Source organism: Rahnella rivi (assembly GCF_019049655.1).
Taxonomy (GTDB): Bacteria; Pseudomonadota; Gammaproteobacteria; order Enterobacterales; family Enterobacteriaceae; genus Rahnella; species Rahnella rivi.
Genome location: NZ_JAFMOX010000067.1, coordinates 94753 through 121390 on the forward strand (window position 1 = coordinate 94753; position 26638 = coordinate 121390).

Here is a 26638-nt window from a genome sequence, read left to right on the forward strand (position 1 = left end):
ACGACAGGCAAAAAAAAAGCGCTGAATAATCAGCGCTTTTGATGAGAGGAAGAAAGGGGCTTATTTGGCGTCGGCGAGCACTTTGCTGACGATTTCTACCGCTTCTTTCTCGATTTGTTCGCGGTGTTCAGCACCGAGGAAGCTTTCACAATAGATTTTGTAGGCTTCTTCTGTGCCGGACGGGCGTGCCGCGAACCAGCCGTTTTTGGTCATCACTTTCAGGCCGCCGATAGACGCGCCGTTACCCGGCGCGTTGGTCAGACGGGCAGTGATCGGGTCACCGGCCAGCGTGTCGGCTTTCACCTGTTCAGGAGAAAGTTTGGACAGCGCGGCTTTTTGCGCGTGAGTCGCCGGTGCCTGAATACGGTTGTAGCTTGGCGCGCCAAAGCGGGCCGCCAGCTCGTTGTAATGTTCCTGCGGGTTCTTGCCGGTGACGGCGGTGATTTCCGCCGCCAGCAGGCACATGATGATACCGTCTTTGTCGGTAGACCACGGAGTGCCGTCGAAACGCAGGAAAGAAGCCCCTGCACTTTCTTCGCCACCAAAACCGAAGCTGCCGTCAAACAGGCCATCAACGAACCATTTGAAACCGACCGGCACTTCCACCAGTTTACGGCCCAAATCTTCCACCACGCGGTCGATCATCGCACTCGATACCAGCGTTTTACCGACGGCAACGTCTTTGCCCCACTGCGGACGGTGCTGGAACAGGTACTGAATCGCCACCGCCAGATAATGGTTCGGGTTCATCAGACCGGCTGGCGTCACGATGCCGTGGCGGTCGTAGTCAGGGTCATTGGCGAAAGCCAGATCGAATTTATCACGCAGCGCAAGCAGACCGGCCATGGCGGATTCCGACGAACAGTCCATGCGGATCACGCCGTCGTGGTCGAGGTGCATGAAACGGAAAGTCTGATCGACTTCATCGTTCACCAGCGTCAGATCCAGTTTGTAATGCTCAGCAATACGTTTCCAGTATTCGATACCGGAACCGCCGAGCGGATCAACGCCCAGTTTCAGGCCCGCTTTCTGAATGGCGGCCATATCGACAATCTCGGTCAGCCCTTCGATAAACGGCTGAACCAGATCCTGTGCCACCAGATGACCGCTTTTCCACGCCTGATCCAGAGACTGACGCTTCACACCGGCCAGTTTTGCTGCCAGCAGCGCGTTGGCGCGCTTCTCAATGACGGAGGTCAGATTGGTATCTGCCGGGCCGCCGTTGGTCGGGTTGTATTTGATGCCGCCATCTTCCGGTGGGTTGTGCGATGGGGTGATGACAATGCCATCAGCCAGCGCGCCGCCTTTGCGGTTATGGGTCAGGATCGCGTGAGACACCGCCGGAGTGGGGGTGAATCCGTTATCTTCCTGCACAATGACGTCAACGCCATTGGCCGTCAGCACTTCCAGCACAGAAATAAACGCCGGTTCGGACAGCGCGTGGGTATCTTTACCCACGTAGCACGGGCCGGTGGTGCCCTGCTCTTTACGCACTTCGGCAATCGCCTGAGCAATGGCCAGGATGTGCGCTTCGTTAAAGCTGTGACGCAACGAACTCCCGCGATGGCCGGATGTGCCGAATTTCACAGCATGCGCTGTGTTAGCCGGATCCGGTTGCAGAACGTAATACTGTGACGTTAACTGCGCCACGTTGATCAAATCGCTTTGCTGAGCAGGTTGCCCTGCACGGGGGTGATTAGCCATTGGCGCTTCTCCCTGACGCTGAAATTAGAGGGTGCCGCACACTTTGTCAGTCAGTTCCGCAGGGAACTGCATGAACTGCATGATGTGTTCGATCATGCTGCGTTTGCGACCTGTGTTGGTATTTGTAATAACCCAATACGGCGTTCCGGGAACGTGTTTAGGCTTGGTATGAATGCCGTTTTGCAGCAACGTTTGCTGGTCACCGGCAAAATAGGTCCGCGTGCGGCCAGTCAGTGACTCGGTCGCAACAGCAAATTCTTTCGCGTTAAGGTTGTAGAGCGTAGACAGGATCAACATAAACCGGTTGACCGCTTTGGTCTGCTCTGCGTACTCGTCAGACAGCAGCATTTCACGCACGGCGCGGACTTTATCGCGCGACGTCGGTGCCGGAGCGGCAGCGGCGGGTTTTCCCGCAGCCACGGTGCCGGCAATAACAGGAGTGTTCGCGGGCGCGGCAGGCGAGGTCTGACCGGCAGTAAATTTCAGCATGCGGCGCAAAATATCAGACGCACTCTCACCGATGGCTTGTGTGTGGCTGGCAATATAGCGGTAGAGTTCTTCGTCAACCTCAATAGTTTTCATCTTTATCCAGTACTGTTTTTCTACTTAATTCAAAAGGATTATACAAATTTCTACGCAGTAACGAACAGGGGAATTGTGCCGCGAAGCAAAAAGCAGAATTATTACCTTTTCGCTGCATGCTGGCCCCGGCCTGTTCTGTCCCACATAGTGAAATCCCGCTCAGGCATCTGGCAGAAACTTTCTGTTTTGAAAAATTATCCGCCACTCATGATAACCTAATGAGATTGTTTATCTGTATGAACTTCGCCATGAAATTACATTATCGCCTGCAAGAACCTGAAGTGGCTGGCAGCACTGCCCTGCCGGTTTTGTTAATCCACGGTTTGTTCGGAACCCTTGATAATCTGGGCATTCTGGCCCGCGACCTGAAACAACAGCATAGAGTGCTGCAGGTTGATTTGCGTAATCACGGCCAGTCCGGCCGCGCTGATGAGATGTCTTACGCCGCGATGGCGCAGGATTTAGTGGAAACGCTGGATGACGTCGGTTTCCAAAAAATCATCGTTATTGGCCATTCGATGGGCGGAAAAGCGGCCATGGCACTGACGGCGCTTATCCCCGATCGCATCGAAAAGCTGATTGCCATAGATGTCGCACCGGTGGATTACCACGTGCGCCGCCATGACGAGATTTTTGCAGCGATCAACGCAGTGACGAAAGCAGGGCTGCGCGACCGCACCTCCGCTACGGAGTGTATGCGCGAACATATAAAGGAAGACGGTGTGATCCAGTTCCTGCTGAAGTCGTTCGCGCAGGGAGAATGGCGCTTCAACGTGCCGGTGTTGCTCAGTCAATACAACACCATTACCGGCTGGGAAGACGTCCCGGCGTGGGATCACCCGGCGCTGTTTATCCGCGGCGGGTTATCGCCGTATGTACAGGATGAATATCGCAGCGCGATTGCCCGCCAGTTCCCGCAGGCGAAAGCGCATGTGGTGGCCGGTGCCGGTCACTGGGTGCATGCGGAAAAACCTGAGGCGGTGTTGCGCGCTGTGCATCGTTTCATCGATGCAGCCTGAGGTTTAACATCCTGGGGATAAATTGTGCAAAAAGTCTGCACAACGTCAGAAGTTATCATGAAATCAGGGCAATCAGGCGTTGTGAACCCCAGGCGCGCTAGGGTATGATTGCGCGCTATAATTTTTGCCGCCCCGTTTCACTCAGGTCGAGTGGCGGGAGGTGAATTGGGTCAGGGTTTCTTAGCCCGAAATGTGTGAAACGCTCGTCAGGAATCGGCTTGCCGTTTTCCGATGTAAAAACTTCCCTGGTTGTACCGCTACCTATGGCAAAAGAACAACTGGATCGCACGACGATTGATCTGTTCGCAGATGACCGCCGTCCGGGGCGTCCAAAAACAAATCCGCTATCCCGTGATGAACAGCTCAGGATCAACAAGCGCAATCAGTTACGCCGCGATAAAGCGAGCGGTCTGCGTCGCGTGGAGCTGAAAATGAACGCCGATGCTGTTGATACCCTCAATAAGCTGGCAGAAGAACGCAATATCAGTCGTAGCGAATTGATTGAAGAGATGCTGCTTGCGCATCTTAACGGTCATGAAGGCTGATTGAAAACGGGTAACCTTCTCAGGCTACCCGTTTGTTTTTTCTTACTTATTCCCGGCTAACTTCCTTCTTCCCACTCAGAACGTTTCCCAGTTTTCAGCACTCTTCGCCGACATCATTCCTGTGTCCGGTCGCAATAACGGCGCTGGCATCTTACCGGTCGGTTTTGCCCCGACGCGCGTCACGCTGTCGCTGAGTTTAAAGGTCGCGACGGCGTTGTTCAGCAATGCAGCCTGCTCTTCCAGAGAGACGGCGGCCTGAGACGCCTGTTCCACCAGCGCGGCGTTTTGCTGCGTGACGCTGTCCATCTGCGTCACGGCCACGGCCACCTGGCTGATGCCTTTACTTTGCTCATCAGATGCTGACGCGATTTCGGCCATAATATCCGTGACGTGTGTAATCGAACGCACCACTTCATTCATGGTCTGACCGGCGTTTTCGACCAGTTTGGAACCGCTGTCAACGCGGGAAACGGATTCGCTGATCAGCGACTCAATCTCTTTTGCTGCCTGCGCACTACGCTGTGCCAGATTGCGCACTTCGCTGGCGACCACGGCAAACCCGCGGCCCTGTTCGCCTGCACGGGCGGCTTCGACCGCGGCATTCAGCGCCAGAATGTTGGTCTGGAAGGCGATACTGTTGATGACCGAGGTAATCTCCGCGATTTTCTTCGAGCTGCCTGAAATATCTTTCATGGTGCTGACCACATCCGCGACAATACTGCCGCCCTTTTGCGCCGTGGTAGAGGCTTCTATCACCAGCTGGCTGGCGTGATGCGCGTTGTCAGCATTGTGTTTCACCGTGGCTGTCAGCTCTTCCATGCTGGCCGCCGTCTCTTCCAGCGCAGACGCCTGCTCTTCGGTACGGGAAGAGAGATCGTTATTGCCGGCAGAAATTTCAGACGCGCCCTGGTAAATATTGTTCGTGCAGTTACGGATGGTTTGAACGGTATTCACCAGACTGGCCTGCATGATGTTCAGCAAAGGAATCAACTTACCGGCGCAGTTTTTACCGAACTCTTCCATGTTATGCGTCAGGTCACCACTGGCAATCAGCGCGAACTGATCGCGGAGTTTATCCAGCGGTTTGACTAACGCCATCACCAGATAGCGATCGGTCAGCAGCAGGATAATCAGCCCAATAACAAACGCGGTGATCTGAATCACTTTGCTGAGATTAGTCAGATGATTAGACTCTGTTTGCGCCGCGCTGAAATCCACCGCGATCTGGCTGCTGACTTTTTGCATGGCAGCCCCGAAATCACGGCTTAACGCCGGAACGCCTGACTGCGCCAGCTGATTGTACGCATCGATATTTTTGCTGCTGGCGGCCTCAAATAACGGCTTCACGCCCTGCGTTATCAGACTTTCCCAACGGGTGAGTAATTCCTGAACCGCTGAATCTTCCAGCCCCGGATGCGGGGCCGCTTTGAAATCCGCCTGCGCCTGCGTCAGGGCTTCAAGGGATTGTTTTGCGGTATCAAAAATTTCCGGCCCTTTGGTCGGATCGGCCTGAAGCTGCGACACCGCACGGCTTAAGCGGGTTACGGTACGAAAATACTGATCATTTCCTTTGCTGATCAGCGCCATATTGTTGACGAGCTCAGAACTGTTGCGGGTGTTTTGCGTCAGCGTATTCAGTGAGTTAACGGTGTAAAGGGATACACCCGCCCACATAACGCAGAAAACGCCAAGAATGGTTAATAACGCGGCCCTGATGGTGATATTTTTTAAAAACTGCACGATATGCCTCTCTCGAAACATGACTGTTTCTGGTCTGAGGATTGAGGGGGATGCGGAGAATCAAGACAAGTAACCATCAGGCAAGTGCCCCAGGACATGTTTGAACACCTCTCCGGGCATCGATTTCTTTATTATGTTGAGATTGCTCTCGCATCATCTATCGGCGGGACGTGCTTAAAATTTAGTATTGTTAAGATATATTTCTTCACTTTGCTTTTAACCCCGTCAATTTTGAGGATTTTATCTGGATTAAAAGCACACGAAGGCGATACCACTTAAAAAGATTGCCCGATAAACTTATTCGTCAGTTAAGAAGGCGAGCAGAAGCATATTCTCCGCCTCACGAGTTTGCTATTATCAGCACTATTATTGCCTGCAATGTAGGGCTTATCATTGAGAACAAGAGGTTAGACATCTTATGGCCGTAGTAGGAATCTTCTTTGGATCCGATACAGGTAACACCGAAAACATCGCAAAAATGATCCAGAAACAACTGGGTAAAGATGTTGCTGAGGTGCATGACATTGCGAAGAGCAGCAAAGAGGATCTGGAAAAATTCGATATTTTGCTGATCGGTATTCCAACCTGGTATTACGGTGAAGCTCAGTGTGACTGGGACGACTTCTTCCCAAGCCTGGAAGAGATAGATTTTGAAGGTAAGCTGGTTGCGCTGTTTGGTTGCGGCGATCAGGAAGACTACGCAGAATATTTCTGTGATGCGCTGGGCACCGTGCGCGACATCATTGAGCCACGCGGCGCGGTGATTGTGGGTCACTGGCCAACCGAAGGCTATCACTTCGAAGCATCCAAAGGTCTGGCAGATGATAAACATTTCATCGGACTGGCTATTGATGAAGACCGTCAGCCGGAATTAACCAATGAGCGCGTTGACGCCTGGGTTAAGCAAATTACTGAAGAATTGAGCCTTTCAGAAATTATTGGCTAAAAACCCTGTTGGCCCTGAGGATTTATTCTACAATTGAAGGGCCAAACTATTACTGAAATTAACAATTTAGCCACAACAAAATTGTTACTTTCGGTGGTATCAAGGTACACTGAGTTCATCTGTTTTTTCTATCGATCAAGTCGTTGCATTGTCTTATGTGACTGGCATTTAGTGATCTTTATTAACAGGCTATCGTTTAGGGGATCGGCACACTTCCGTTAAAAGAAGGATCCTAATCGAAGAATTTTGTGCCGCTGATGCCACAGGCTCCATGCCTCAACTTGATTAGCACATAGTAACAGGACTGAATCCGCATGACTGACAACAACACCGCACTGAAGAAAGCCGGCTTAAAAGTCACGCTTCCGCGCCTTAAAATCCTGGAAGTGTTGCAAGCGCCGGAAGGTCATCACGTTAGTGCGGAAGATCTGTACAAACAATTGATTGATATGGGTGAAGAGATTGGTCTGGCGACGGTTTACCGCGTTCTGAACCAGTTTGATGACGCCGGTATCGTGACCCGCCATAACTTCGAAGGCGGCAAGTCCGTGTTCGAACTGACTCAGCAACACCATCACGATCACCTGATTTGCTTAGATTGTGGCCGTGTTATTGAATTCCGCGACGAATACATTGAAGGTCGTCAGCGCGAAATTGCTAAAAAACACGGTATCAAACTGACCAACCACAGCCTGTACCTGTACGGCCACTGTGAAGCAGGCGACTGCCGCGAAGATGACTCTTTGCACAATGACAAACCTGCGCAGTAATCTGCCGGGCTCGTTGATATCGACCTAAAATTAACCGCTGAAAAGCGGTTTTTTTATGCCCGTTTATCAGCGATGACAGACATAAAAAACCCCGGCAAGCCGGGGTTTTCTGTCTCACATTCAGGTGTTTGATGAGGTCTACTGCACCGGCATGGGTGAGTTATTGGCTTTAATTTCCTTCCAGATTTTTCCACAATCGGCAGCGTAAGCCTGCCCGTCACCGGTTTTGCGTGCCGTCAGGCAGCGCTGGTAATCCAGCACGCGTACCGTTTCCTGTTGTGCAAACTGCTGGTGAGCTTTCTCTTCCTTCAGAACGTTAAGAACCGCCTGGCAGGATGCAAGTTTGTCCGGCGAGCCTTCAGCGGTATTGATGCAGGCGCTGTAAGCCTTGCGCAGTCTGGCATCTTCAGCCTGCCCTGACGTCTGGGAACAACCGGCCAGCAATAAAGACGTGGTCACGATCAGCAGTAATTTATTCATCGACATAGTGACCTCAGAAAATAGTGAATGGAGCGATAACGATAAATTTCACATCTTTTTCATCCTGGAAGATGTTGCCGTAACCACCGCCCCAGCTCGGAATATCTGAATGGTTGTCATACTGGGTGTAATGCAATTTGAACAACGTGCCTTTGGCGCGCCCTTCCTGAAGGGTGTAAAGCGCATCCAGACTCCACGCACTTTCTTTCAGACGCTGGCTTTGGTCATAAGCCGCATTGGTGCTTGGCTTGGCATCCCATGCATAAACATAGGAACCGCCGACCGCGAAGCCTGGCAGATCCCATTTCGCCAGATCATATAAAACACCGGCATATACTGCTTTTTCGCCGTTGGCGTTGAAGTCGGAACGGTTATCCCACCACACATCGAGACGACCGTTGGACGAGGAATACGTTGGGGTCATACGCTGAAGGAAGTAGCCCTGATTCCCCTCCGCCTTGACCATCGTCCCTTCCAGACGCCAGTCAAACTGGCCGGTGGTGTAACCGAACGTCAGAGCCTGCAACCATGCCAGCCCGTCGTACAAACTGTTAGGATCGTTTTTATCACTGATGCGGTCTTCTGCACCGTAGAACTGGTAGCTGGTGGTCAGCGGGTTACCCAGCAGATCCATTTTGTAAGAGGCCTTGGCGAAATACTGATCGACGTAGCTTTCCGCTTCGCCATAGGCGGCTTCGAGCACCAGATCATTTTTGAAGTCGTATTTCGCGCCCAGCGAGTGAATATAGGAAACACCGGTTTTTTTGTCATTCTGGCGGAAATCATCCATTTCCAGGTGCCACGGTGATTTATATTCATCCGCCCACATGTAGGAGAAACTCAGTTCGCCCGGCTCGCCGAAATCATGTTTATATCCGGCTTCTGCGCCGCGATACGTACCCGGCATGAAACTCCAGTGCGGCGCAATCAGGGTCTGGCCGGTCGGCTGAATATAACCCGCGTGGCCCCAGAAGCCGCCGTATTTGAACTTACCGGCAGCTTTATACAGGCTGACTCCGCCTTTATCGCCAGAGTAATCTTCATCGTAAGCGTGATTTTTTGAGGAGAATGCAATTTCGTTCGGGTGGCCGCTGTCGCTGGCTTCGGCCATTTCAATTGCCGTGAAAGCCGCAACGTCGATGCCGAACATATCCCACGCATAACCGGAGGAGAAATCCAGATTCAGGTTGGCGGTGGCATGAGAAAGGTTAGTGGCGTACTTGTCGTAGTCAGGGTTGTTGACGGTGACTTTAGAGCCGTCGGGGCGGGTTTCTTCTTTGGTTTTATTCAGATCTTTGCGATCACGTTCGCGCTGCCAGTAATACACGCCACCAGTGAGCGTCGAATCATCAATAAAGCCCGCCGCGTTTGCCTCTTCAGAAAACATTAATCCGCCACCCAATAAGGTGCCGGCCAGAGAATACATCACAGGTTTCAGATAAGCCGATCCCCTGCCCCGGTTAAGGTGCTTGTGCATAGAAATTCCTCATTTTTGACTAAAAAGTAACTGCAAAACCCAAACGGGTATTAAAAGCGGGCGTCAGAGACGTCACCGTAAAAGCAAGGGTAGAGTATTTTTCGCGACGCGAATTATCAATGAGTAATTCATCATTGATCTCTGAAATATGACAAAGTGCACATAAAGATGAAAAAGTATTACAGAAAGAACTTTGTGGGAATTTAAGCGAGGAAAAAAGTGAAAACAATTAAGAATCAAATAACTAAAAAAGATAAGTCTGTGGTTTACACGTTTCAGCTTTCAGCGATATTTAATCAGAGCCGCTAAAAAGTGCGCATCATAAACACATTAATTCGCGACAGAAATCAATTTCGATATTGCTTAAGGCATAAAAAAACGCAGCCGAAGCTGCGTTAAAAATAAGTCTTACTTCAATCAGGCAACCGGTTTGCTTTCCCAGGTATCGCGCAGACCGACGGTGCGGTTAAACACCAGATGCTCCGCGCTGGAATAGCGGCTGTCGGCACAGAAGTAACCTTCACGCTCGAACTGCAGGCTGACTTCCGCCTGCGCCCCTGCCAGAGAAGGCTCAACGAAGCCCTGAGCGATAACCAGAGACTCCGGGTTGATGGTGGTCAGGAAATCCTCTGCCTGACCGGGGTTCGCTACGCTGAACAGACGGTCATACAGACGGAATTCTGCTGGCTTACCTTCAGTGGCGGAAACCCAGTGGATCACACCTTTCACCTTGCGGCCATCAGCAGGATCTTTGCTCAGCGTGTCGATATCGTAAGAACAGAAGATAGTGGTGATATTCCCTTCGGCATCTTTCTCAATGCGTTCCGCTTTAATCACATACGCATTGCGCAGGCGCACTTCTTTGCCCAGCACCAGACGCTTGTACTGCTTGTTAGCTTCTTCGCGGAAATCAGCCTGATCGATGTAAATCTCGCGGGTGAAAGGAACGTCGCGGGTGCCCATTTCCGGCTTGCTCGGATGGTTTGGCATTTTCACCTGTTGCACGTCATCACCGGTAAAGTTTTCAATGATCACTTTAACCGGATTGATAACAGCCATGGCTCGCGGTGCGTTCTCGTTCAGATCGTCGCGAATGCAGGATTCCAGCGCCATCATTTCGACGTTGTTGTCTTGCTTGGTCACGCCAATACGACGACAGAATTCACGGATAGATGCAGCGGTATAACCACGGCGGCGCAGACCTGAAACGGTCGGCATACGCGGGTCGTCCCAGCCTTCTACAATCTTCTCGGTCACCAGCAGGTTCAGCTTACGCTTGGACATGATGGAGTATTCGAGATTCAGACGGGAAAACTCATACTGACGCGGATGGCATGGAATAGTGATGTTATCCAGCACCCAGTCATAAAGACGGCGGTTGTCCTGGAATTCCAGCGTACATAAAGAATGGGTGATCCCTTCCAGCGCATCGGAAATGCAGTGGGTGAAATCGTACATCGGGTAGATGCACCATTTTGTGCCGGTCTGATGATGCTCAGCAAACTTAATACGGTAGATAACCGGATCGCGCATCACGAAGAATGGCGATGCCATATCGATTTTGGCACGCAGACAGGCCGCACCTTCAGCGAATTCACCGTTGCGCATTTTTTCAAACAGCGCGATGTTTTCTTCCACGGAGCGATCGCGGTACGGGCTATTTTTACCCGGCGCAGTCAGGGAACCGCGATATTCGCGAATTTGGTCGGGGGAAAGTTCATCAACGTAAGCCAGACCTTTGTTGATTAATTCCAGCGCGTATGCGTGCAGTTGATCGAAATAGTCTGAAGAGTAGTGGATATCACCGCTCCAGTCGAAGCCCAGCCACTGGACGTCGTGCTTGATAGACTCAACGAATTCGATGTCTTCTTTTGCCGGGTTGGTATCATCAAAACGCAGATTGCACTGACCCTGGTAGTCTTGTGCAATGCCGAAGTTCAGGCAGATAGACTTTGCATGGCCGATATGCAAATAGCCATTAGGCTCAGGCGGGAAACGGGTGTGAACGCTATTGTGTTTCCCGGTCGCCAGATCTTCATCAATAATCTGACGGATAAAATTTGTTGGGCGGGCTTCAGCCTCACTCATTGTGCAATTCCTCTACGCAACATTGACTCTACGGATAACCGCTTATGTTCCAACAAGCCACGTCGGGAAACAACCGTTAGTTGCATTAAATCGTGGTTATCCCCTCACAGGCTGTCCGAAAACAATAAAAAACGGGAAGAGATCGCTCTCTTCCCGTTTTGTTATCACTGTAACGACATTTTCAGCAGCGGCGGTGACTGACACCGCCTCACTCAGTCAAAAAATTATTTGCCCTGAATGTCGAACAGCTTGGTCTGACCCGCGACAACTGAGCCGCTCGCCAGTGCACTGACACCTGTGTAATCATCGATATTGCTGACGACGACCGGGCTAATCATTGAGCGCGCATTGGCATTCAGATAATCCAGATCCAGTTCCAGAACAGGCTGACCGGCTGTCACAGTGGCACCTTCTTCGACCAGGCGGGTAAAGCCCTGACCGTTCAGCGTAACCGTATCAATCCCCATGTGAACCACGATTTCAGCGCCAGAAACAGTTTCCAGGCAGAACGCATGATTGGTATTGAAGATTTTCACCACAGTACCCGCAGCAGGCGATACCACGATTTTACCGGTAGGACGAATGGCGACACCATCACCAACGGCTTTGCTGGCGAAAGCTTCATCAGGTACCTGATCCAGCGCCACGATGTCACCGGTGACCGGAGACACCAGAGTTTCAACCACCGTTTTCACTGTGTTTGGCACGGCCTGAGGGGCAGCGTTGCTCATGGCGACTGGGGCGGCAGTTGCCACACCGGCAGCAACCGGACCACGGGCAATCACCTTCTTCATGGCATCGGCCAGAGATTCAGCTTTTGCACCCACAATAACCTGAATGCTTTGTTTATTCAGACGAACGATACCCGATGCACCAAGGCGCTTACAGGCAGCATCGTCAACCGTACCCGCATCTTTTACATTCAGACGCAGACGGGTAATACACGCATCAATCCCTTTGAAGTTATCAGAACCGCCCAACGCACCGATGTAGCTCAGCGCCAGTTGGTTAAGACCTTCTTCAGTATTACTGTTGGCTTCCGGTGCACCCATGTCTACCGTGTCATCTTCGCGACCCGGCGTTTTCAGGTTGAACATACGGATGATCACGCTGAACAACACGAAGTAGATGATGAAGAAGACCACACCCATCACCAGCAACATCCAGACGTTTTTACTTGCTGCTGGCAGGTTGTACATCAACGCATAGTCGATCGCACCCGCAGAGAAGGAGAAGCCGGCATGAATACCCAGCGCCGTGGCAACGTACAGGCTGATCCCGGTCAGGATGGCGTGCACTAAATAGAGCAGCGGAGCGAGGAACATGAAGAGGAATTCTAACGGCTCGGTGACACCGGTCAGGAACGCCGTAACCGCAACGGACACCAGCATACCGCCAACCAATGGACGACGTTCTTTAGGCGCGGCGAAATACATCGCAAATGCTGCACCTGGCAGACCAAACATCATGATTGGGAAGAAGCCGGACATGAACATCCCCGCCGTGCCGTCACCCGCGTAGAAGCGGTTGATGTCACCGTGGAACACAGTGCCTGCAGCGTTGGTGAAGTCACCAATCTGGAACCATGCGATGGTGTTCAGTACCTGATGCAGACCGGTTGGGATCAGCAGACGGTTAACGAAACCAAAGATACCGGCACCGAATGCACCCGCACCCACGATCCACTCACCACCGGCGCGGATAGCATCCTGCACCGGAGGCCAGACGTAACCGAAGATCGCGGCCAGAACCAGACAGAAGAAGCCGGTTGCGATAGGAACGAAACGTTTCCCACCGAAGAAGCTCAGGAAGTCAGGCAGTTTGATATCAGACCAGCGGTTGTAAACCATACCGCCCACCAGACCGGTGATAATACCGGCCAGCACGCCCATGTTAACGGCCGGGTTAATGGTGATCATCGCTTTGGTCAGGATAAAGTAACCGATGCCGCCTGCTAATGCTGCGGCACCTGCGTTGTCTTTAGACCAGCTGGACGCCACACCGATGGCGAAAATGAGCGCGAGGTTATCGAAAATCCCGCCACCGGCTTGCGCGATGAAAGGCATGTTAAGAAGATCAGGCTGACCGAAGCGCAGCAATAACGCAGCGACCGGCAGTACGGCTATCGGCAGCTGTAGCGCTCTGCCTAAACGCTGAAAGAATCCAAGAATATTCACATTTCCCCCTATCCGCCGTCAGGCGAATCACCTAAGTAGTTTAATTAGTATGGTTACTACCTTTACTGTTTACCGTTCCGATTTAACCAACTGCTCTGCGAGTGTAAAAAGATTATTTCGTATCGCAAATTAAAACCTCTCTTTTTGTGATAATTGTCACCAAAAAGAGGTGATAACATGCCATCAGACTGGTCAACACACAAAACTTATTTTATTATTAAAAAAATCTAGACGGTATTGTGCCAGCCATAAACTTTCACGGTGGTTTACGCTTAACAAGACCGCCTTTGAATCGAAGAACTTTTGCTTTTGTTTTGTCTACACATGTCCCAAGGTCTTCAGTTTCGACTAAGGGTATGAACAGTATATTCAATATTCTGAAATCAAGAGGTACGTGATGAGACTTATTCCTTTAAATACCACCACTGAAGTCGGCAAATGGGCTGCGCGCCATATCGTTGAGCGCATCAATGCCTTCAAACCCACTGCCGAGCGCCCTTTCATTCTCGGTCTTCCTACCGGTGGTACCCCGCTTGAAGCTTACAAACACCTTATCGCTATGCATAAAGCAGGCCAGGTTAGCTTCAAAAACGTTGTGACCTTTAACATGGATGAATATGTTGGCCTGCCGCAGGAACACCCTGAGAGCTATCATACCTTCATGTACAAAAACTTCTTTGATCACGTTGATATCCCAAGTGAAAATATCAATCTGCTGAATGGTAATGCGCCAGATATCGATGAAGAATGCCGCAAGTACGAAGAAAAAATTAAATCCTACGGCAAAATTAACCTGTTCATGGGCGGCGTGGGCAATGATGGTCATATCGCGTTTAACGAACCGGCTTCTTCACTGGCATCCCGCACACGTATCAAGACGCTGACTCATGAAACCCGCATCGCGAACTCCCGTTTCTTCGACAACGACGTGTCTCAGGTGCCAAAATATGCCCTGACCGTTGGCGTAGGTACACTGCTGGATGCGGAAGAAGTGATGATCCTGGTGACCGGCCACGCGAAGGCGCAGGCGCTTGAAGCCGCTGTTGAAGGTAACATTAACCACATGTGGACCATCAGCTGCCTGCAACTGCACGCGAAAGCCGTTATGGTGTGTGACGAGCCGTCCACCATGGAGCTTAAAGTCAAAACTGTTAAATATTTCCGCGAGTTAGAAGCGGAAAATATGAAAAATCTTTAACTAAACATTATGCCCGAAGCCAGTCGCGTTGCAGCACCGCAGCGGCCGCGCGACTGGAGCAGGGCAAACGTACTAGGGGGCATGATGTACGCATTGATTAACGGCCGGATCTATACCGGTCATGACGTTCTGGATAACCACGCGGTCGTGATTGCTGATGGCAAAATCGAACGTGTCTGCCCGCTCAGCGAGCTGCCAGAAAATGTGGAAACCCGCGATCTGGACGGTGCCATTCTTGCTCCCGGATTTATCGACCTGCAGCTTAACGGCTGCGGCGGCGTGCAGTTCAACGATTCTCTGGAAGCCATTTCGGTAGAAACGTTAGAGATCATGCAGAAAGCCAACGAAAAATCTGGCTGTACCAGTTTCCTACCGACGCTGATCACCTGTAGCGATGACTACATGAAACACGGTATCAGCGTGATGCGCACTTATCTGGAAAAATACCCTAATCAGGCACTGGGTCTGCACCTTGAAGGGCCTTATCTCAGCCCGGAGAAAAAAGGCACCCATAATCCGGCCTTTATCCGCCTGCCAGACAGCGCAATGATTGATTTCCTGTGTGCAAATGCCGAAGTGATTACCCAGCTGACGCTGGCACCTGAACAGGTCGATGCAAAATACATTCGCCAGCTGCGTGATGCAGGGATTGTAGTGTCCGCGGGACATTCCAATTCAACGTATGAGCAGGCGCGCACCGGTTTCGCCGCGGGTATCTCCTTCGCTACGCACCTTTATAATGCAATGCCTGCCATTACCGGCCGCCAGCCTGGCCTGATTGGTGCAATTTTCGATACACCTGAAGTCTATACCGGCGTGATTGCTGACGGTCTGCACGTTGACTGGGCGAATATCCGCAACGCGAAAAAGCTCAAAGGTGACAAGCTGGTGCTGGTCACAGATGCCACTGCGCCAGCAGGTGCCAACATTGATGAGTTCATTTTTGCCGGTAAAACAATATACTACCGTGATGGACTCTGTGTGGACGAGAACGGAACACTGAGCGGCTCTGCCCTGACCATGATCGAAGCGGTACAGAACAGCGTCGAACATGTTGGCATCGCACTGGATGAAACGCTGCGTATGGCGTCACTTTATCCGGCACGCGCTATCGGTTTCGACGACCAGTTAGGCAGCATCGAAGCAGGCAAAGTCGCCAACCTCACCGCGTTCACTCATGATTTTAAAATCACAAAAACTATCGTTAACGGTGACGAAGTTTAATTGAGCGGATAACAGCATTGATGACAACTGGCGGACAGCAGGCACAAATCGGCAACGTTGATCTGGTTAAGCAGTTAAACGGCGCGGCGGTTTACCGCCTGATTGATCAACAGGGGCCCATTTCGCGCATTCAGATTGCCGACGTGAGCCAGCTTGCGCCCGCCAGTGTGACCAAAATCACCCGACAGTTACTTGAGCGTGGCCTCATAAAAGAGGTGGAACAACAGGCGTCCACCGGGGGCCGTCGCGCGATTTCGATCATTACCGAAACCCGCCCTTTTCATACCATCGCCGTACGCCTTGGTCGCCACGATGCGACGATTACGCTCTACGATCTCAGCGCCAAATCACTGGCCGAACAGCATTACGCCCTGCCGGAACGCACTCAGGAAACCCTTGAGAACGCGCTCTTTGAGGCAATCTCGCAATTTATCGAGCTGAACCAGCGCAAAATCCGCGAGCTGATTGCGATTTCCGTCATCCTTCCCGGCCTGGTTGATCCCAACAAAGGTATCGTCCGTTACATGCCGCATATCAGCGTCGGCGCATGGAAATTAGTGGACGCGCTCGAAGCCCGCTTCAAAGTCACCAGTTTTGTTGGCCACGATATCCGCAGTCTGGCGCTCGCTGAGCACTATTTCGGTGCAACCCGCGACTGTCAGGACTCCATTTTAGTTCGTTTGCACCGCGGTACCGGCGCGGGAATTATTGTTAACGGGCAGATTTTTCTGGGCAGTAACGGAAATGTGGGCGAGATCGGCCACATTCAGATCGACCCGTTGGGTGAACGCTGCCATTGCGGGAATTTTGGCTGTCTGGAAACTGTTGCTGCCAACGCGGCCATCGAAAATCGCGTGCGTCATCTGCTCACACAAGGCTATGCCAGCAAACTCAGCCTCAATGACTGTTCGATTTCCGCTATTTGCAAAGCGGCAAATCGCCACGATGCCCTCGCGACGGAAGTGATCGATCACGTAGGCCGTCAGCTGGGAAAAGCCGTGTCGATTGCCATCAACCTGTTTAATCCGCAAAAAGTGGTGATCGCCGGTGAAATTACTGAGGCCGATAAAGTCCTGCTGCCTGCGATTCAAAACTGCATTAATGCGCAGGTTCTGAAAGATTTTCGCCGCAACCTGCCGGTGGTGACATCGGCGCTGAATCATCAGTCGGCGATTGGCGCTTTTGCACTGGTCAAACGCGCCATGCTCAATGGCGTTCTTTTGCAGCGTCTGCTGGAAAATTAAGACGTGCTATAGTTGTTGGCTGCCAGAAATGGAGCTGGAAAAGTGGGTTTGGAAATCATGACTATAAAGAATGTTATCTGTGACATTGATGGCGTGCTGTTGCACGACAATACCGCAGTACCCGGCGCCGATCGTTTTCTCGCCCGTATTCAGGAACAGGGAATGCCTCTGGTCATTCTCACCAACTACCCTTCTCAGACCGCGCAGGATCTGGCAAATCGCTTCAGTGCGGCCGGTCTTGACGTGCCGGAAAGCGCTTTCTTTACCTCCGCTATGGCGACCGCAGATTTCCTGAAACGTCAGGAAGGCAAGAAAGCCTACGTGGTCGGCGAAGGTGCGCTGATCCACGAACTGTATAAAGCCGGTTTCACCATTACTGACATCAATCCTGATTTTGTGATCGTCGGCGAAACCCGCTCTTACAACTGGGATATGATCCATAAAGCGGCGTTCTTCGTTGCGAACGGCGCACGCTTTATTGCCACGAACCCTGATAACCACGGCCACGGATTTACCCCGGCCTGCGGTGCGCTGTGCGCGCCAATCGAAAAAATCACTGGCCGCAAACCCTTTTATGTCGGTAAACCGAGCCCATGGATCATTCGCTCAGCGCTGAACAAAATGCAGGCGCACTCCGATGGCACGGTGATCGTGGGTGACAATCTGCGAACCGACATTCTGGCGGGCTTCCAGGCCGGTCTGGAAACTATTCTGGTGCTCTCCGGCGTTTCAACGCTCAATGATATTGAAGGCATGCCGTTCCGGCCGACCTGGATTTATCCTTCTGTCGCTGACATCGATATCATTTAACGACGTCCTTTAAGTCCTTGAAAGCGAGCCCTGACTTTTGTTCTGGCTCGCTTTTTTTTGTCTTGTTGCTTGTTTTATCTCCTCTTTTCTCATTTTTTGCATGCCCGTCAATATTTCGCGATAAAATTGATGATTCATCAATAAAAACATCTTAAAACCAATAATCCGCTAAAGATCTGCACTGGTTAACAGACTATTTGTCAGAAGAGCATTAAACCGCTTGCACAGGATGGGGGTTTTGACGCATTTTCATAGTCAGCAACGCAACATCGCCAGACTCAAACAGAAAGACCGGCAACGTTGACCCTCATAAAAATGACAGCCAGAGAAACGTTAGGGAGAAAGACTTATGTGTTCAATTTTCGGTGTGCTCGATATCAAAACTGACTCCGTCGAGCTGCGCAAAAAAGCGCTGGAACTTTCGCGCCTGATGCGCCACCGCGGACCCGACTGGTCCGGCGTATTTGCCAGCGATAAAGCGATTTTGTCGCATGAGCGTCTGTCCATTGTCGACGTCAACAACGGCGCACAGCCGCTGTACAACGCAGCACACACCCACGTTCTGGCTGTAAACGGCGAAATCTACAACCATCAGGCTTTGCGCGCTGAGTTAGGCGACAAGTATGAATTCCAGACAGCTTCAGACTGCGAAGTGATTTTGGCGCTGTATCAGGAAAAAGGTCATGACTTCCTCGATGACCTGCAAGGCATGTTCGCCTTTATTCTCTATGACACAGAAAAAGACGCCTACCTGATCGGCCGCGACCATCTGGGCATCATCCCGCTGTACATGGGTTATGACGAAAACGGCAACATGTATGTGGCGTCAGAAATGAAAGCGCTGGTGCCGGTTTGCCGCACGATCAAAGAATTCCCGGCGGGCAGCTACCTGTGGAGCCAGGACGGTGAGATCCGCGAATATTATCATCGCGACTGGTTCGATTTTGACAACGTCAAAGACAACGTTACGGATGCCAAAGCATTGAAAGATGCGCTGGAAGAATCTGTAAAAAGTCACCTGATGTCTGACGTGCCTTACGGCGTGCTGCTGTCTGGTGGTCTTGATTCCTCCGTCATTTCTGCGATTACCAAGAAATTTGCCGGTCGTCGTATCGAAGACAAAGATCAAAGCGAAGCCTGGTGGCCGCAACTGCACTCCTTTGCTGTCGGACTGGAAGGTTCACCCGATTTACGCGCAGCCAAAGAAGTCGCAACGCATTTGGGCACCGTGCACCATGAAATTCATTTCACCGTGCAGGAAGGGCTGGATGCAATTCGCGACGTGATTTATCACATCGAAACCTATGACGTCACCACCATTCGCGCCTCGACGCCGATGTACTTAATGTCACGTAAAATCAAAGCGATGGGCATTAAAATGGTGCTGTCGGGTGAAGGCGCAGACGAAGTCTTGGGCGGATACCTTTACTTCCATAAAGCACCGAACGCCAAAGAATTCCACGAAGAAACCGTGCGTAAACTGCTGGCCCTGCATATGTATGATTGTGCCCGCGCCAACAAAGCGATGTCTGCCTGGGGCGTTGAAGCCCGCGTACCGTTCCTGGACAAAAAATTCCTCGACGTGGCAATGCGCCTGAACCCGAAAGACAAGATGTGCGGCAACGGTAAAATGGAGAAACATATCCTGCGTGAATGTTTCGAGTCCTATTTACCACACAGCGTTGCATGGCGTCAGAAAGAGCAATTCTCTGATGGTGTGGGCTACAGCTGGATCGATACGTTAAAAGAAGTGGCTGCTCAGCAGATCACCGATCAACAACTCGAAACTGCACATTTCCGTTTCCCGTACAACACGCCGACCTCGAAAGAAGGCTACCTGTACCGTACGATTTTTGAAGAGTTATTCCCGGTTCCAAGCGCGGCAGAATGCGTGCCTGGCGGCCCTTCAGTGGCCTGTTCTTCTGCGAAAGCCATCGAATGGGATGAAGCGTTCAAAAACATGGACGATCCTTCTGGCCGTGCGGTGGGCGTACACCAGTCTGCCTACAAATAATCGATTTCAGAGTTACTCTTCCCTTCATTAATGGGCCACTTTTGGCCCATTTTTTTATGGGTAAAGCCAATAAAAATAATGTCTTTTGCCCAATTAATCACCAGAGTGGTTATAAGCCAGACAAATGAACGCCATCAACGCTTTTTCTCCAAAAAAGGTGTTGACGCAAAACGGTCATATACGCATAATGCGCCCCGCAACGCCGATGAAGGTAGCGCGAAAAAAGATGGCTACGTAGCTCAGTTGGTTAGAGCACATCACTCATAATGATGGGGTCACAGGTTCGAATCCCGTCGTAGCCACCATCTTTTTTGCGGGAGTGGCGAAATTGGTAGACGCACTAGATTTAGGTTCTAGCGCCGCAAGGTGTGCGAGTTCAAGTCTCGCCTCCCGCACCATTTCCGGACATCGGTAGCACAGTTGGGGTATCGCCAAGCGGTAAGGCACTGGTTTTTGATACCAGCATTCCCAGGTTCGAATCCTGGTACCCCAGCCATTTCTTTATTGTCATGTCTTTGATGTGTCAGCAGAGAAAACCCAGTTTGAAGTTGTTGTACTGTTGGGGTATCGCCAAGCGGTAAGGCACTGGTTTTTGATACCAGCATACCCTGGTTCGAATCCAGGTACCCCAGCCATACTTCTTCTTTTCGCTGGTAAGCACTTGAAATTTATTATTAAGTTAGTTAAATTAGTGCTTGAAGTTTTGAAGTAAATCAGTAAAATTTGGCTACGTAGCTCAGCTGGTTAGAGCACATCACTCATAATGATGGGGTCACAGGTTCAAATCCCGTCGTAGCCACCATTTTACAACTGAGCATTCTTATTAAAGAGTTCAATTGTAGAAAGCAGTAAGAAACACCATTGGGGTGTCGCCAAGCGGTAAGGCTCTGGTTTCTGATACCAGCATACCCAGGTTCGAATCCTGGCACCCCAGCCACATTAGAAAGGCCCGCAAATCATTTTGCGGGCCTTTTGCATTTCTGAGCGTTATTTTTCTGCCATGTTTAAGCTGGCAGAGAAGATTCTGCCAGCCTTCTGATCGTCAGATCCCCAGTGCGTACTTTAATGCTTTCGTCTTCAGGCCACCGGCGCGCTCAGCAGTCATCAGCGCCAGATTACGCAAGGCTTTCACTGGCGCCAAATCATTGCTAAACGCGGTGTAGAACAAATCCATTCCACTTTGCATCAGCAAATTATCCAGACGTCGCTGACGCTGATAACGCAACAACACCTTTTCGCTGCTCCAGGCTTCATCATGATCACGCGCTTTTTCCAGCACGGATAATAACGACTCAACGTCACGATAGCCCAGATTCACGCCCTGCCCGGCTAGCGGGTTGATGGTATGCGCTGCGTCACCGACCAGGGCTAACCCCGGTAAGACATAGCGCTGGGCATGGCGGCGAACCAATGGGAAAGCCCCGGCAGACAGCGCCTGAACCTTTCCAAGCCGCGCCGGAAAGGCCTGCATAATTTCTGCGCTCAGCTGTTTCATGTTCAGCGTTTGCAAATAACGGATACGCTGCGGGCTGTCGTACCAGACCAGCGAGGCCTGGTGCCCAAACAGTGGCAGGAAAGCCCGCGGACCTGACGGAAAGAATTGCTGCCATGTAACATCCTGATCCGGCGTTTGTGTTTCGACATTAATCAGCATGCAGTTCTGACGATACTGCCAGCCATCCACTCCAATCCCCGCGAGCTGGCGCACCAGCGAGTTTGCCCCATCAGCAGCAATCACCAGCTGCGTATGCAGCAGCTCACCGGTGGTTAGCTGGAGCGACCAGGTATTGTCGTCATGCTTTAAGAGATGGCGCAATTTTGCCGGGCAAAAACGGGCAAGATTCGGACAGGCATCAAACTGCTGCCACAGAGCAAGCTGAAGCACACGGTTTTCTACCATGAACCCGAGCTCCGGCAACCCGAGGGACTGCGCATCAAACTTCACTTCGGAGCCATCGACCTCCCAGGTTTCCAGGCGACGGTAAGGCACTGAACGCATCTTTTCAACGGCATGCCACGCACCCAGTTTCTGTAAAAAGCGTGCAGATGCACAGCCAATGGCGGAGATGCGTAAATCAGCCGGTGCTGAAGGATCAAATCCGGCAGGCTCTTCATTCTCGATCAATGCCACCTGCAGGCCCTGCTGTGCCAGACCGAGCGCCGCCGCGGCCCCCACCATCCCGCCACCGACAATCACTGCATCAAATAACTTCTCAGGATTATTCATTTTATTCCGGCTTTTTATTCAGTTCATTGAGCAAAGTGTACCGGATTTTTGTGTCTGCATCAGAACCTAAGCTGCTTTCCTGCGCTGGTCACCACCGGAGTGAGGGTTTACAATAGTTCCCCTGAACTGCGCTATGCATTACGGCATTGCCAAACATCCGTTTTTTCCTCCGTATTGAGTACTGACACGCTGATGACTAAAAAACTGCACATTAAAACCTGGGGCTGCCAGATGAATGAATACGATTCATCCAAAATGGCAGACCTTCTCGAAAGCACCCACGGTTATCAGCTGACGGATAATGCTGAAGAGGCGGATATTCTCCTGCTCAACACCTGTTCCATCAGGGAAAAAGCTCAGGAGAAAGTGTTCAGCCTGCTCGGCCACTGGAAATTACTCAAAAAGAAAAACCCGGATGTGATTATTGGTGTCGGCGGCTGCGTGGCCTCTCAGGAAGGTGAATTGCTGCGTAAGCGCGCGCCGTGCGTGGATATCGTCTTCGGCCCGCAGACCCTGCACCGCTTGCCGGAAATGGTGAATCATGTGCGCGGAACGCACAGCCCTGTCGTGGACATCAGCTTTCCGGAAATCGAAAAATTCGACCGTTTACCAGAACCCCGTGCCGATGGCCCGACAGCGTTCGTCTCTATTATGGAAGGGTGCAATAAATATTGCAGTTTCTGCGTCGTGCCTTACACCCGTGGCGAGGAAGTCAGCCGTCCTTGTGATGACGTTCTGTTTGAAGTCGCACAACTGGCGGCGCAAGGCGTACGTGAAGTTAATCTGCTCGGGCAGAATGTGAACGCCTATCGCGGCGAAGCGTTTGAAGGCGGGATCTGTACGTTTGCAGAATTGCTGCGTCTGGTTGCCGCGATTGACGGCATTGACCGCATTCGCTTTACCACCAGCCATCCGGTTGAGTTCACTGACGATATCATTGAGGTGTATAAAGATACGCCGGAACTGGTGAGCTTCCTGCATCTGCCAATTCAGAGCGGTTCTGACCGCATCCTGACCATGATGAAACGCCCGCATACGGTGCTGGAATACAAATCGACCATCCGCAAATTACGCGCTGCCCGTCCGGATATCCATTTCAGTTCTGACTTCATCATCGGCTTCCCTGGCGAAACCCACGATGATTTTGAACGCACCATGGACCTGATTGCACAGGTCAATTACGACGTCAGCTTCAGCTTCATCTACTCACCTCGCCCCGGCACCCCCGCTGCAGACATGGTCGATGATGTCGCAATGGACGAGAAGAAACAGCGTCTGGCGCTGTTGCAGGACAGAATTACGCAGCAGGTCATGCGCTTTAGTCGCGCCACGCTCGGCACGGTTCAGCGTATTCTGGTCGAAGGAACATCGCGTAAGGATATTATGGAGCTGACCGGGCGCACGGAGTGTAACCGCGTGGTCAACTTTGAAGGCACCCCCGACATGATTGGTAAATTTGTCGACGTAGAAATCGTCGATGTGTATACCAACTCGTTACGTGGCGTCGTCGTGCGGACCGAAGAGCAAATGGCGCTGCGCCTGCATGAATCGCCGCAATCTGTGATCGCCCGTACGCGTAAAGAAAATGAATTAGGCGTTGGAATGTATCAACCCTGAATCATCAAAGTGATGCATTAAAAAACCTGCACAGGGCGCTTTGGCGTCCTGTTTTCATTTATGAATTTCCACATTACGGCCGTCAGAAGGGTTTAATTTTTCGCGACAGGCCGCATATTCGAATGAAGGTCCCTGCAACGCGCGCCGCAGCGCAGCATATTTTGCCAAGGGGATGTATTATTAACTCAGGTATGGTTAACGGCTGTCAGCAGTTCGCAGCCGGGTAAAATCGCAACAGGTCCAAAGTGGCCCAGAGGATTCGTTTGAACGTTGTAACACAAGAGATTTTACTGGAGCCCGAAGACAATCAGCGCCTGATGAGCCTGTGCGGGCCGTTTGATGACAACATCAAACAACTGGAACGCCGGTTGGGCGTGGAAATCAACCGTCGTGATAACGCATTTAAACTGGTCGGTAAAAGCCTGGCCGTCGCCGCAGCGGCAGACATCCTGCGTGACTTATACGTCGACACGGCACCGGTGCGTGGTGAAACTCAGGATATCGATCCTGAGAAAATCCATCTGGCCATTAAAGAAAGCCGGGTGCTGGAGCAAACCGCAGAAAGCGTGCCTGACTACGGCAAATCGGTCATCATCAAAACCAAACGTGGGATGGTGAAACCGCGTACGCCGAATCAGGCGCAGTACATCGCCAATATTTTCGATCACGACATCACCTTTGGTATCGGTCCGGCGGGTACGGGTAAAACCTATCTGGCGGTGGCCGCTGCCGTTGATGCGCTGGAGCGTCAGGAAGTGCGTCGCATTCTTCTGACCCGCCCGGCGGTAGAAGCCGGTGAAAAACTGGGCTTCCTGCCTGGCGATCTCAGCCAGAAAGTTGATCCGTACCTGCGCCCGCTGTATGACGCACTGTTCGAAATGCTCGGTTTCGAGAAAGTCGAAAAGCTGATTGAGCGCAACGTGATTGAAGTCGCCCCGCTGGCCTACATGCGTGGCCGTACACTCAATGACGCCTTTATTATTCTCGACGAAAGCCAGAACACCTCTATTGAACAGATGAAGATGTTCCTGACCCGCATTGGTTTCAACTCCAAAGCGGTGATCACCGGCGACGTGACTCAAATTGACTTACCGCGCCATCAGAAATCCGGTCTGCGCCACGCCATTGAGGTGCTGTCGTCGGTTGAAGAGTTAAGCTTTAACTTTTTCCACAGTGAAGACGTGGTTCGCCACCCTGTCGTGGCGCGTATCGTTGTCGCGTACGAAGCCTGGGAAGAAGAAGATCAGAAACGCCGCGATGCGATTAGCGCAGAGCGTAAACATGAACACATTTCATCCCAACAGGTCAGTCAATGAATACGGTAATCCTCGATCTACAAATTGCCTGTGAAGATACCGCAGGTTTACCGTCAGAAAATGACTTCCAGACATGGCTGGAAGCCGTGCTTCCACAGTTTCAGGAAGAATCAGAAGTCACCATCCGTCTGGTCGATATCCCTGAAAGCCATGAACTTAATATGACGTATCGTGGCATGGATAAACCGACCAACGTGTTATCCTTCCCGTTCGAAGCTCCTCCGGGCATGGAAATGCCGCTGCTGGGCGATTTGATCATTTGTCGTCAGGTCGTCGAGAAGGAAGCCAAAGAGCAGGAAAAAGAGTTGCTGGCACACTGGGCACATATGGTTATTCACGGCAGTTTGCATTTGCTGGGGTATGACCATATCGTTGACGAAGAAGCCGAAGAAATGGAATCGATTGAAACTGAGATCATGCAGGGGCTGGGTTATCTGGACCCGTATATTTCAGAGAAAGAAGATAACTGAGATTAGTTCTGTCTATAGCAACCCGATGGAAAGGAGAGTTCTCCTTTCCATCGGCGTTTACTAAGCGAGCTAAATATTTTTCACTAACACGAGTAAAACAAACCAAACGCCATGAGCGATGACCATTCACAAAATAGTGACAGCCCCAGTCCCAAGAAGGGCTTCTTTTCCCTTATCCTTAGCCAACTTTTTCACGGTGAACCAAAAAACCGTGGCGATTTGGTTGAGCTGATCCGTGATTCAGAACAAAACGATCTGATCGACCCCGATACCCGTGACATGCTGGAAGGCGTGATGGATATCGCCGAGCAGCGCGTCCGGGACATCATGATCCCCCGTTCTCAAATGATCACGCTTAAACGCAATCAACCGCTGGAAGAGTGCCTCGATGTCATCATCGAATCTGCCCACTCACGCTTCCCGGTGATCAGCGAAGATAAGGATCACATTGAAGGCATCCTGATGGCCAAAGACTTGCTGCCGTTTATGCGCACAACGTCTGAGCCATTCAGCATCGATAAAGTGCTGAGAACCGCCGTGGTCGTTCCTGAGAGCAAACGCGTCGACCGCATGCTGAAAGAATTCCGCTCCCAGCGTTATCATATGGCGATTGTCGTTGATGAATTCGGCGGCGTTTCCGGTCTGGTAACCATCGAAGATATCCTCGAACTGATTGTCGGCGAAATCGATGATGAGTATGACGAAGCGGAAGATCTGGATATCCGCCAGCTCAGCCGTCACACGTATACTGTTCGCGCCCTCGCGCCGATTGAAGACTTCAATGAAGTGTTCCAGACAAATTACAGTGACGACGAAGTTGATACTATTGGTGGTCTGGTCATGCAGTCCTTCGGCCATTTACCGGCCCGTGGTGAAAGCATTGAAATTGACGGTTACCTGTTCAAGGTTGCGATGGCAGACAGCCGCCGTATCATTCAGGTTCACGTAAAAATACCGGACGACGCGCCGCAACCAATACTGGAAGAATAA

The 26638-nt window shown here is 51.4% G+C and carries 21 protein-coding genes and 6 tRNA genes; 19 read left to right on the top strand and 8 right to left on the bottom strand.

Features of this window, described 5'->3' with window-relative positions:
• Window positions 1–60 precede the first annotated feature (60 nt).
• Together pgm and seqA are read right to left on the bottom strand one after the other, a co-directional pair.
• Complete coding sequence (gene pgm, locus J1779_RS23525) at window positions 61–1704, bottom strand: phosphoglucomutase (alpha-D-glucose-1,6-bisphosphate-dependent) (RefSeq protein WP_056771576.1); 1644 nt, start codon at window positions 1702–1704, stop codon at window positions 61–63.
• 24 nt (window positions 1705–1728) lie between these two features.
• Window positions 1729–2286, bottom strand: coding sequence for a replication initiation negative regulator SeqA (gene seqA, locus J1779_RS23530; protein ID WP_122095872.1), 558 nt, complete (start codon window positions 2284–2286; stop codon window positions 1729–1731).
• A gap of 236 nt (window positions 2287–2522) precedes the next feature.
• On the opposite strand from seqA, the gene ybfF reads away from it, so the two are divergent.
• A complete protein-coding gene (gene ybfF, locus J1779_RS23535) occupies window positions 2523–3305 on the top strand; it encodes an esterase (RefSeq protein WP_217205057.1) in 783 nt (260 codons plus the stop codon).
• A gap of 263 nt (window positions 3306–3568) precedes the next feature.
• The gene (ybfE, locus tag J1779_RS23540) at window positions 3569–3850 is read left to right on the top strand and encodes a LexA regulated protein (protein ID WP_056772022.1); all 282 of its coding nucleotides are present in this window, start codon (window positions 3569–3571) and stop codon (window positions 3848–3850) included.
• A 75-nt stretch (window positions 3851–3925) separates the two neighbouring features.
• Here the strand turns inward: ybfE and J1779_RS23545 are convergent, their stop codons facing one another.
• On the bottom strand, window positions 3926–5590 hold the full coding sequence (locus J1779_RS23545) for a methyl-accepting chemotaxis protein (RefSeq protein WP_056771569.1): 1665 nt from the start codon (window positions 5588–5590) through the stop codon (window positions 3926–3928).
• A 418-nt stretch (window positions 5591–6008) separates the two neighbouring features.
• Between J1779_RS23545 and fldA the strand changes: the two genes are divergently transcribed.
• Window positions 6009–6536 carry a flavodoxin FldA gene (gene fldA, locus J1779_RS23550; protein ID WP_056771565.1) on the top strand — a complete coding sequence of 176 codons (528 nt, stop codon included), beginning with the start codon at window positions 6009–6011 and terminating at the stop codon, window positions 6534–6536.
• Window positions 6537–6850: 314 nt separating this feature from the next.
• Window positions 6851–7306 carry a ferric iron uptake transcriptional regulator gene (gene fur / locus J1779_RS23555; protein ID WP_013576469.1) on the top strand — a complete coding sequence of 152 codons (456 nt, stop codon included), beginning with the start codon at window positions 6851–6853 and terminating at the stop codon, window positions 7304–7306.
• Window positions 7307–7444: 138 nt separating this feature from the next.
• Here the strand turns inward: fur and chiQ are convergent, their stop codons facing one another.
• From chiQ to nagE, 4 genes are all read right to left on the bottom strand, one after another.
• Window positions 7445–7786, bottom strand: coding sequence for a ChiQ/YbfN family lipoprotein (chiQ, locus tag J1779_RS23560; RefSeq protein ID WP_217205058.1), 342 nt, complete (start codon window positions 7784–7786; stop codon window positions 7445–7447).
• Between the two features lie 13 nt (window positions 7787–7799).
• Window positions 7800–9212, bottom strand: a complete 1413-nt coding sequence (gene chiP, locus J1779_RS23565) for a chitoporin ChiP (RefSeq protein ID WP_238485296.1) — start codon at window positions 9210–9212, stop codon at window positions 7800–7802.
• Between the two features lie 468 nt (window positions 9213–9680).
• Window positions 9681–11351: a glutamine--tRNA ligase gene (glnS, locus tag J1779_RS23570; protein WP_217204930.1), complete on the bottom strand. Its 1671-nt coding sequence runs from the start codon at window positions 11349–11351 to the stop codon at window positions 9681–9683.
• Window positions 11352–11575: 224 nt separating this feature from the next.
• Window positions 11576–13528 (bottom strand): PTS N-acetyl glucosamine transporter subunit IIABC, encoded by a 1953-nt coding sequence (nagE, locus tag J1779_RS23575; protein WP_056771555.1) that lies wholly within the window; start codon window positions 13526–13528, stop codon window positions 11576–11578.
• A 397-nt stretch (window positions 13529–13925) separates the two neighbouring features.
• On the opposite strand from nagE, the gene nagB reads away from it, so the two are divergent.
• The 11 genes from nagB (at window position 13926) to J1779_RS23630 (ending at window position 20955) form a co-directional block, all read left to right on the top strand.
• The gene (gene nagB, locus J1779_RS23580; RefSeq protein ID WP_056771552.1) at window positions 13926–14726 is read left to right on the top strand and encodes a glucosamine-6-phosphate deaminase; all 801 of its coding nucleotides are present in this window, start codon (window positions 13926–13928) and stop codon (window positions 14724–14726) included.
• A gap of 84 nt (window positions 14727–14810) precedes the next feature.
• Entirely contained in the window at window positions 14811–15950 is a 1140-nt protein-coding gene (gene nagA, locus J1779_RS23585) for an N-acetylglucosamine-6-phosphate deacetylase (protein ID WP_056771549.1), read from the top strand.
• A 20-nt stretch (window positions 15951–15970) separates the two neighbouring features.
• Window positions 15971–17194 (top strand): DNA-binding transcriptional regulator NagC, encoded by a 1224-nt coding sequence (gene nagC, locus J1779_RS23590; protein ID WP_056771547.1) that lies wholly within the window; start codon window positions 15971–15973, stop codon window positions 17192–17194.
• A 57-nt stretch (window positions 17195–17251) separates the two neighbouring features.
• Window positions 17252–18004 carry an HAD-IIA family hydrolase gene (locus J1779_RS23595; RefSeq protein ID WP_056772017.1) on the top strand — a complete coding sequence of 251 codons (753 nt, stop codon included), beginning with the start codon at window positions 17252–17254 and terminating at the stop codon, window positions 18002–18004.
• Between the two features lie 349 nt (window positions 18005–18353).
• Complete coding sequence (gene asnB, locus J1779_RS23600) at window positions 18354–20018, top strand: asparagine synthase B (protein WP_056771545.1); 1665 nt, start codon at window positions 18354–18356, stop codon at window positions 20016–20018.
• Between the two features lie 228 nt (window positions 20019–20246).
• Window positions 20247–20323, top strand: a tRNA-Met gene (locus tag J1779_RS23605).
• 8 nt (window positions 20324–20331) lie between these two features.
• Window positions 20332–20416, top strand: a tRNA-Leu gene (locus J1779_RS23610).
• Between the two features lie 23 nt (window positions 20417–20439).
• Window positions 20440–20514 (top strand) — tRNA-Gln (locus J1779_RS23615).
• A gap of 64 nt (window positions 20515–20578) precedes the next feature.
• Window positions 20579–20653, top strand: a tRNA-Gln gene (locus J1779_RS23620).
• Between the two features lie 90 nt (window positions 20654–20743).
• A tRNA-Met gene (locus tag J1779_RS23625) sits at window positions 20744–20820 on the top strand.
• 60 nt (window positions 20821–20880) lie between these two features.
• Window positions 20881–20955, top strand: a tRNA-Gln gene (locus J1779_RS23630).
• A gap of 105 nt (window positions 20956–21060) precedes the next feature.
• Here the strand turns inward: J1779_RS23630 and ubiF are convergent.
• Window positions 21061–22245, bottom strand: a complete 1185-nt coding sequence (gene ubiF, locus J1779_RS23635) for a 3-demethoxyubiquinol 3-hydroxylase (RefSeq protein ID WP_217204931.1) — start codon at window positions 22243–22245, stop codon at window positions 21061–21063.
• Between the two features lie 192 nt (window positions 22246–22437).
• Between ubiF and miaB the strand changes: the two genes are divergently transcribed.
• The 4 genes from miaB (at window position 22438) to corC (ending at window position 26638) form a co-directional block, all read left to right on the top strand.
• Window positions 22438–23862 carry a tRNA (N6-isopentenyl adenosine(37)-C2)-methylthiotransferase MiaB gene (gene miaB, locus J1779_RS23640; protein WP_056771538.1) on the top strand — a complete coding sequence of 475 codons (1425 nt, stop codon included), beginning with the start codon at window positions 22438–22440 and terminating at the stop codon, window positions 23860–23862.
• Window positions 23863–24179: 317 nt separating this feature from the next.
• Entirely contained in the window at window positions 24180–25178 is a 999-nt protein-coding gene (locus tag J1779_RS23645; RefSeq protein ID WP_420804218.1) for a PhoH family protein, read from the top strand.
• Window positions 25175–25648 (top strand): rRNA maturation RNase YbeY, encoded by a 474-nt coding sequence (ybeY, locus tag J1779_RS23650; RefSeq protein WP_217204932.1) that lies wholly within the window; start codon window positions 25175–25177, stop codon window positions 25646–25648. The genes J1779_RS23645 and ybeY overlap by 4 nt, the downstream gene beginning before the upstream one ends.
• A 111-nt stretch (window positions 25649–25759) precedes the next feature.
• On the top strand, window positions 25760–26638 hold the full coding sequence (corC, locus tag J1779_RS23655) for a CNNM family magnesium/cobalt transport protein CorC (protein ID WP_056771527.1): 879 nt from the start codon (window positions 25760–25762) through the stop codon (window positions 26636–26638).

Coding starts and splice junctions, on each gene's coding strand:
- nagA (WP_056771549.1), top strand. CDS start 14,811: ATGTACGCATTGATTAACGGCCGGATCTATACCGGTCATGACGTTCTG.
- ubiF (WP_217204931.1), bottom strand. CDS start 22,245: ATGAATAATCCTGAGAAGTTATTTGATGCAGTGATTGTCGGTGGCGGG.
- pgm (WP_056771576.1), bottom strand. CDS start 1,704: ATGGCTAATCACCCCCGTGCAGGGCAACCTGCTCAGCAAAGCGATTTG.
- fldA (WP_056771565.1), top strand. CDS start 6,009: ATGGCCGTAGTAGGAATCTTCTTTGGATCCGATACAGGTAACACCGAA.
- nagC (WP_056771547.1), top strand. CDS start 15,971: ATGACAACTGGCGGACAGCAGGCACAAATCGGCAACGTTGATCTGGTT.
- chiQ (WP_217205058.1), bottom strand. CDS start 7,786: ATGAATAAATTACTGCTGATCGTGACCACGTCTTTATTGCTGGCCGGT.
- fur (WP_013576469.1), top strand. CDS start 6,851: ATGACTGACAACAACACCGCACTGAAGAAAGCCGGCTTAAAAGTCACG.
- ybeY (WP_217204932.1), top strand. CDS start 25,175: ATGAATACGGTAATCCTCGATCTACAAATTGCCTGTGAAGATACCGCA.
- ybfF (WP_217205057.1), top strand. CDS start 2,523: ATGAACTTCGCCATGAAATTACATTATCGCCTGCAAGAACCTGAAGTG.
- asnB (WP_056771545.1), top strand. CDS start 18,354: ATGTGTTCAATTTTCGGTGTGCTCGATATCAAAACTGACTCCGTCGAG.
- J1779_RS23595 (WP_056772017.1), top strand. CDS start 17,252: ATGACTATAAAGAATGTTATCTGTGACATTGATGGCGTGCTGTTGCAC.
- J1779_RS23645 (WP_420804218.1), top strand. CDS start 24,180: ATGAGCCTGTGCGGGCCGTTTGATGACAACATCAAACAACTGGAACGC.
- glnS (WP_217204930.1), bottom strand. CDS start 11,351: ATGAGTGAGGCTGAAGCCCGCCCAACAAATTTTATCCGTCAGATTATT.
- chiP (WP_238485296.1), bottom strand. CDS start 9,212: ATGTATTCTCTGGCCGGCACCTTATTGGGTGGCGGATTAATGTTTTCT.
- corC (WP_056771527.1), top strand. CDS start 25,760: ATGAGCGATGACCATTCACAAAATAGTGACAGCCCCAGTCCCAAGAAG.
- miaB (WP_056771538.1), top strand. CDS start 22,438: ATGACTAAAAAACTGCACATTAAAACCTGGGGCTGCCAGATGAATGAA.
- seqA (WP_122095872.1), bottom strand. CDS start 2,286: ATGAAAACTATTGAGGTTGACGAAGAACTCTACCGCTATATTGCCAGC.
- nagB (WP_056771552.1), top strand. CDS start 13,926: ATGAGACTTATTCCTTTAAATACCACCACTGAAGTCGGCAAATGGGCT.
- ybfE (WP_056772022.1), top strand. CDS start 3,569: ATGGCAAAAGAACAACTGGATCGCACGACGATTGATCTGTTCGCAGAT.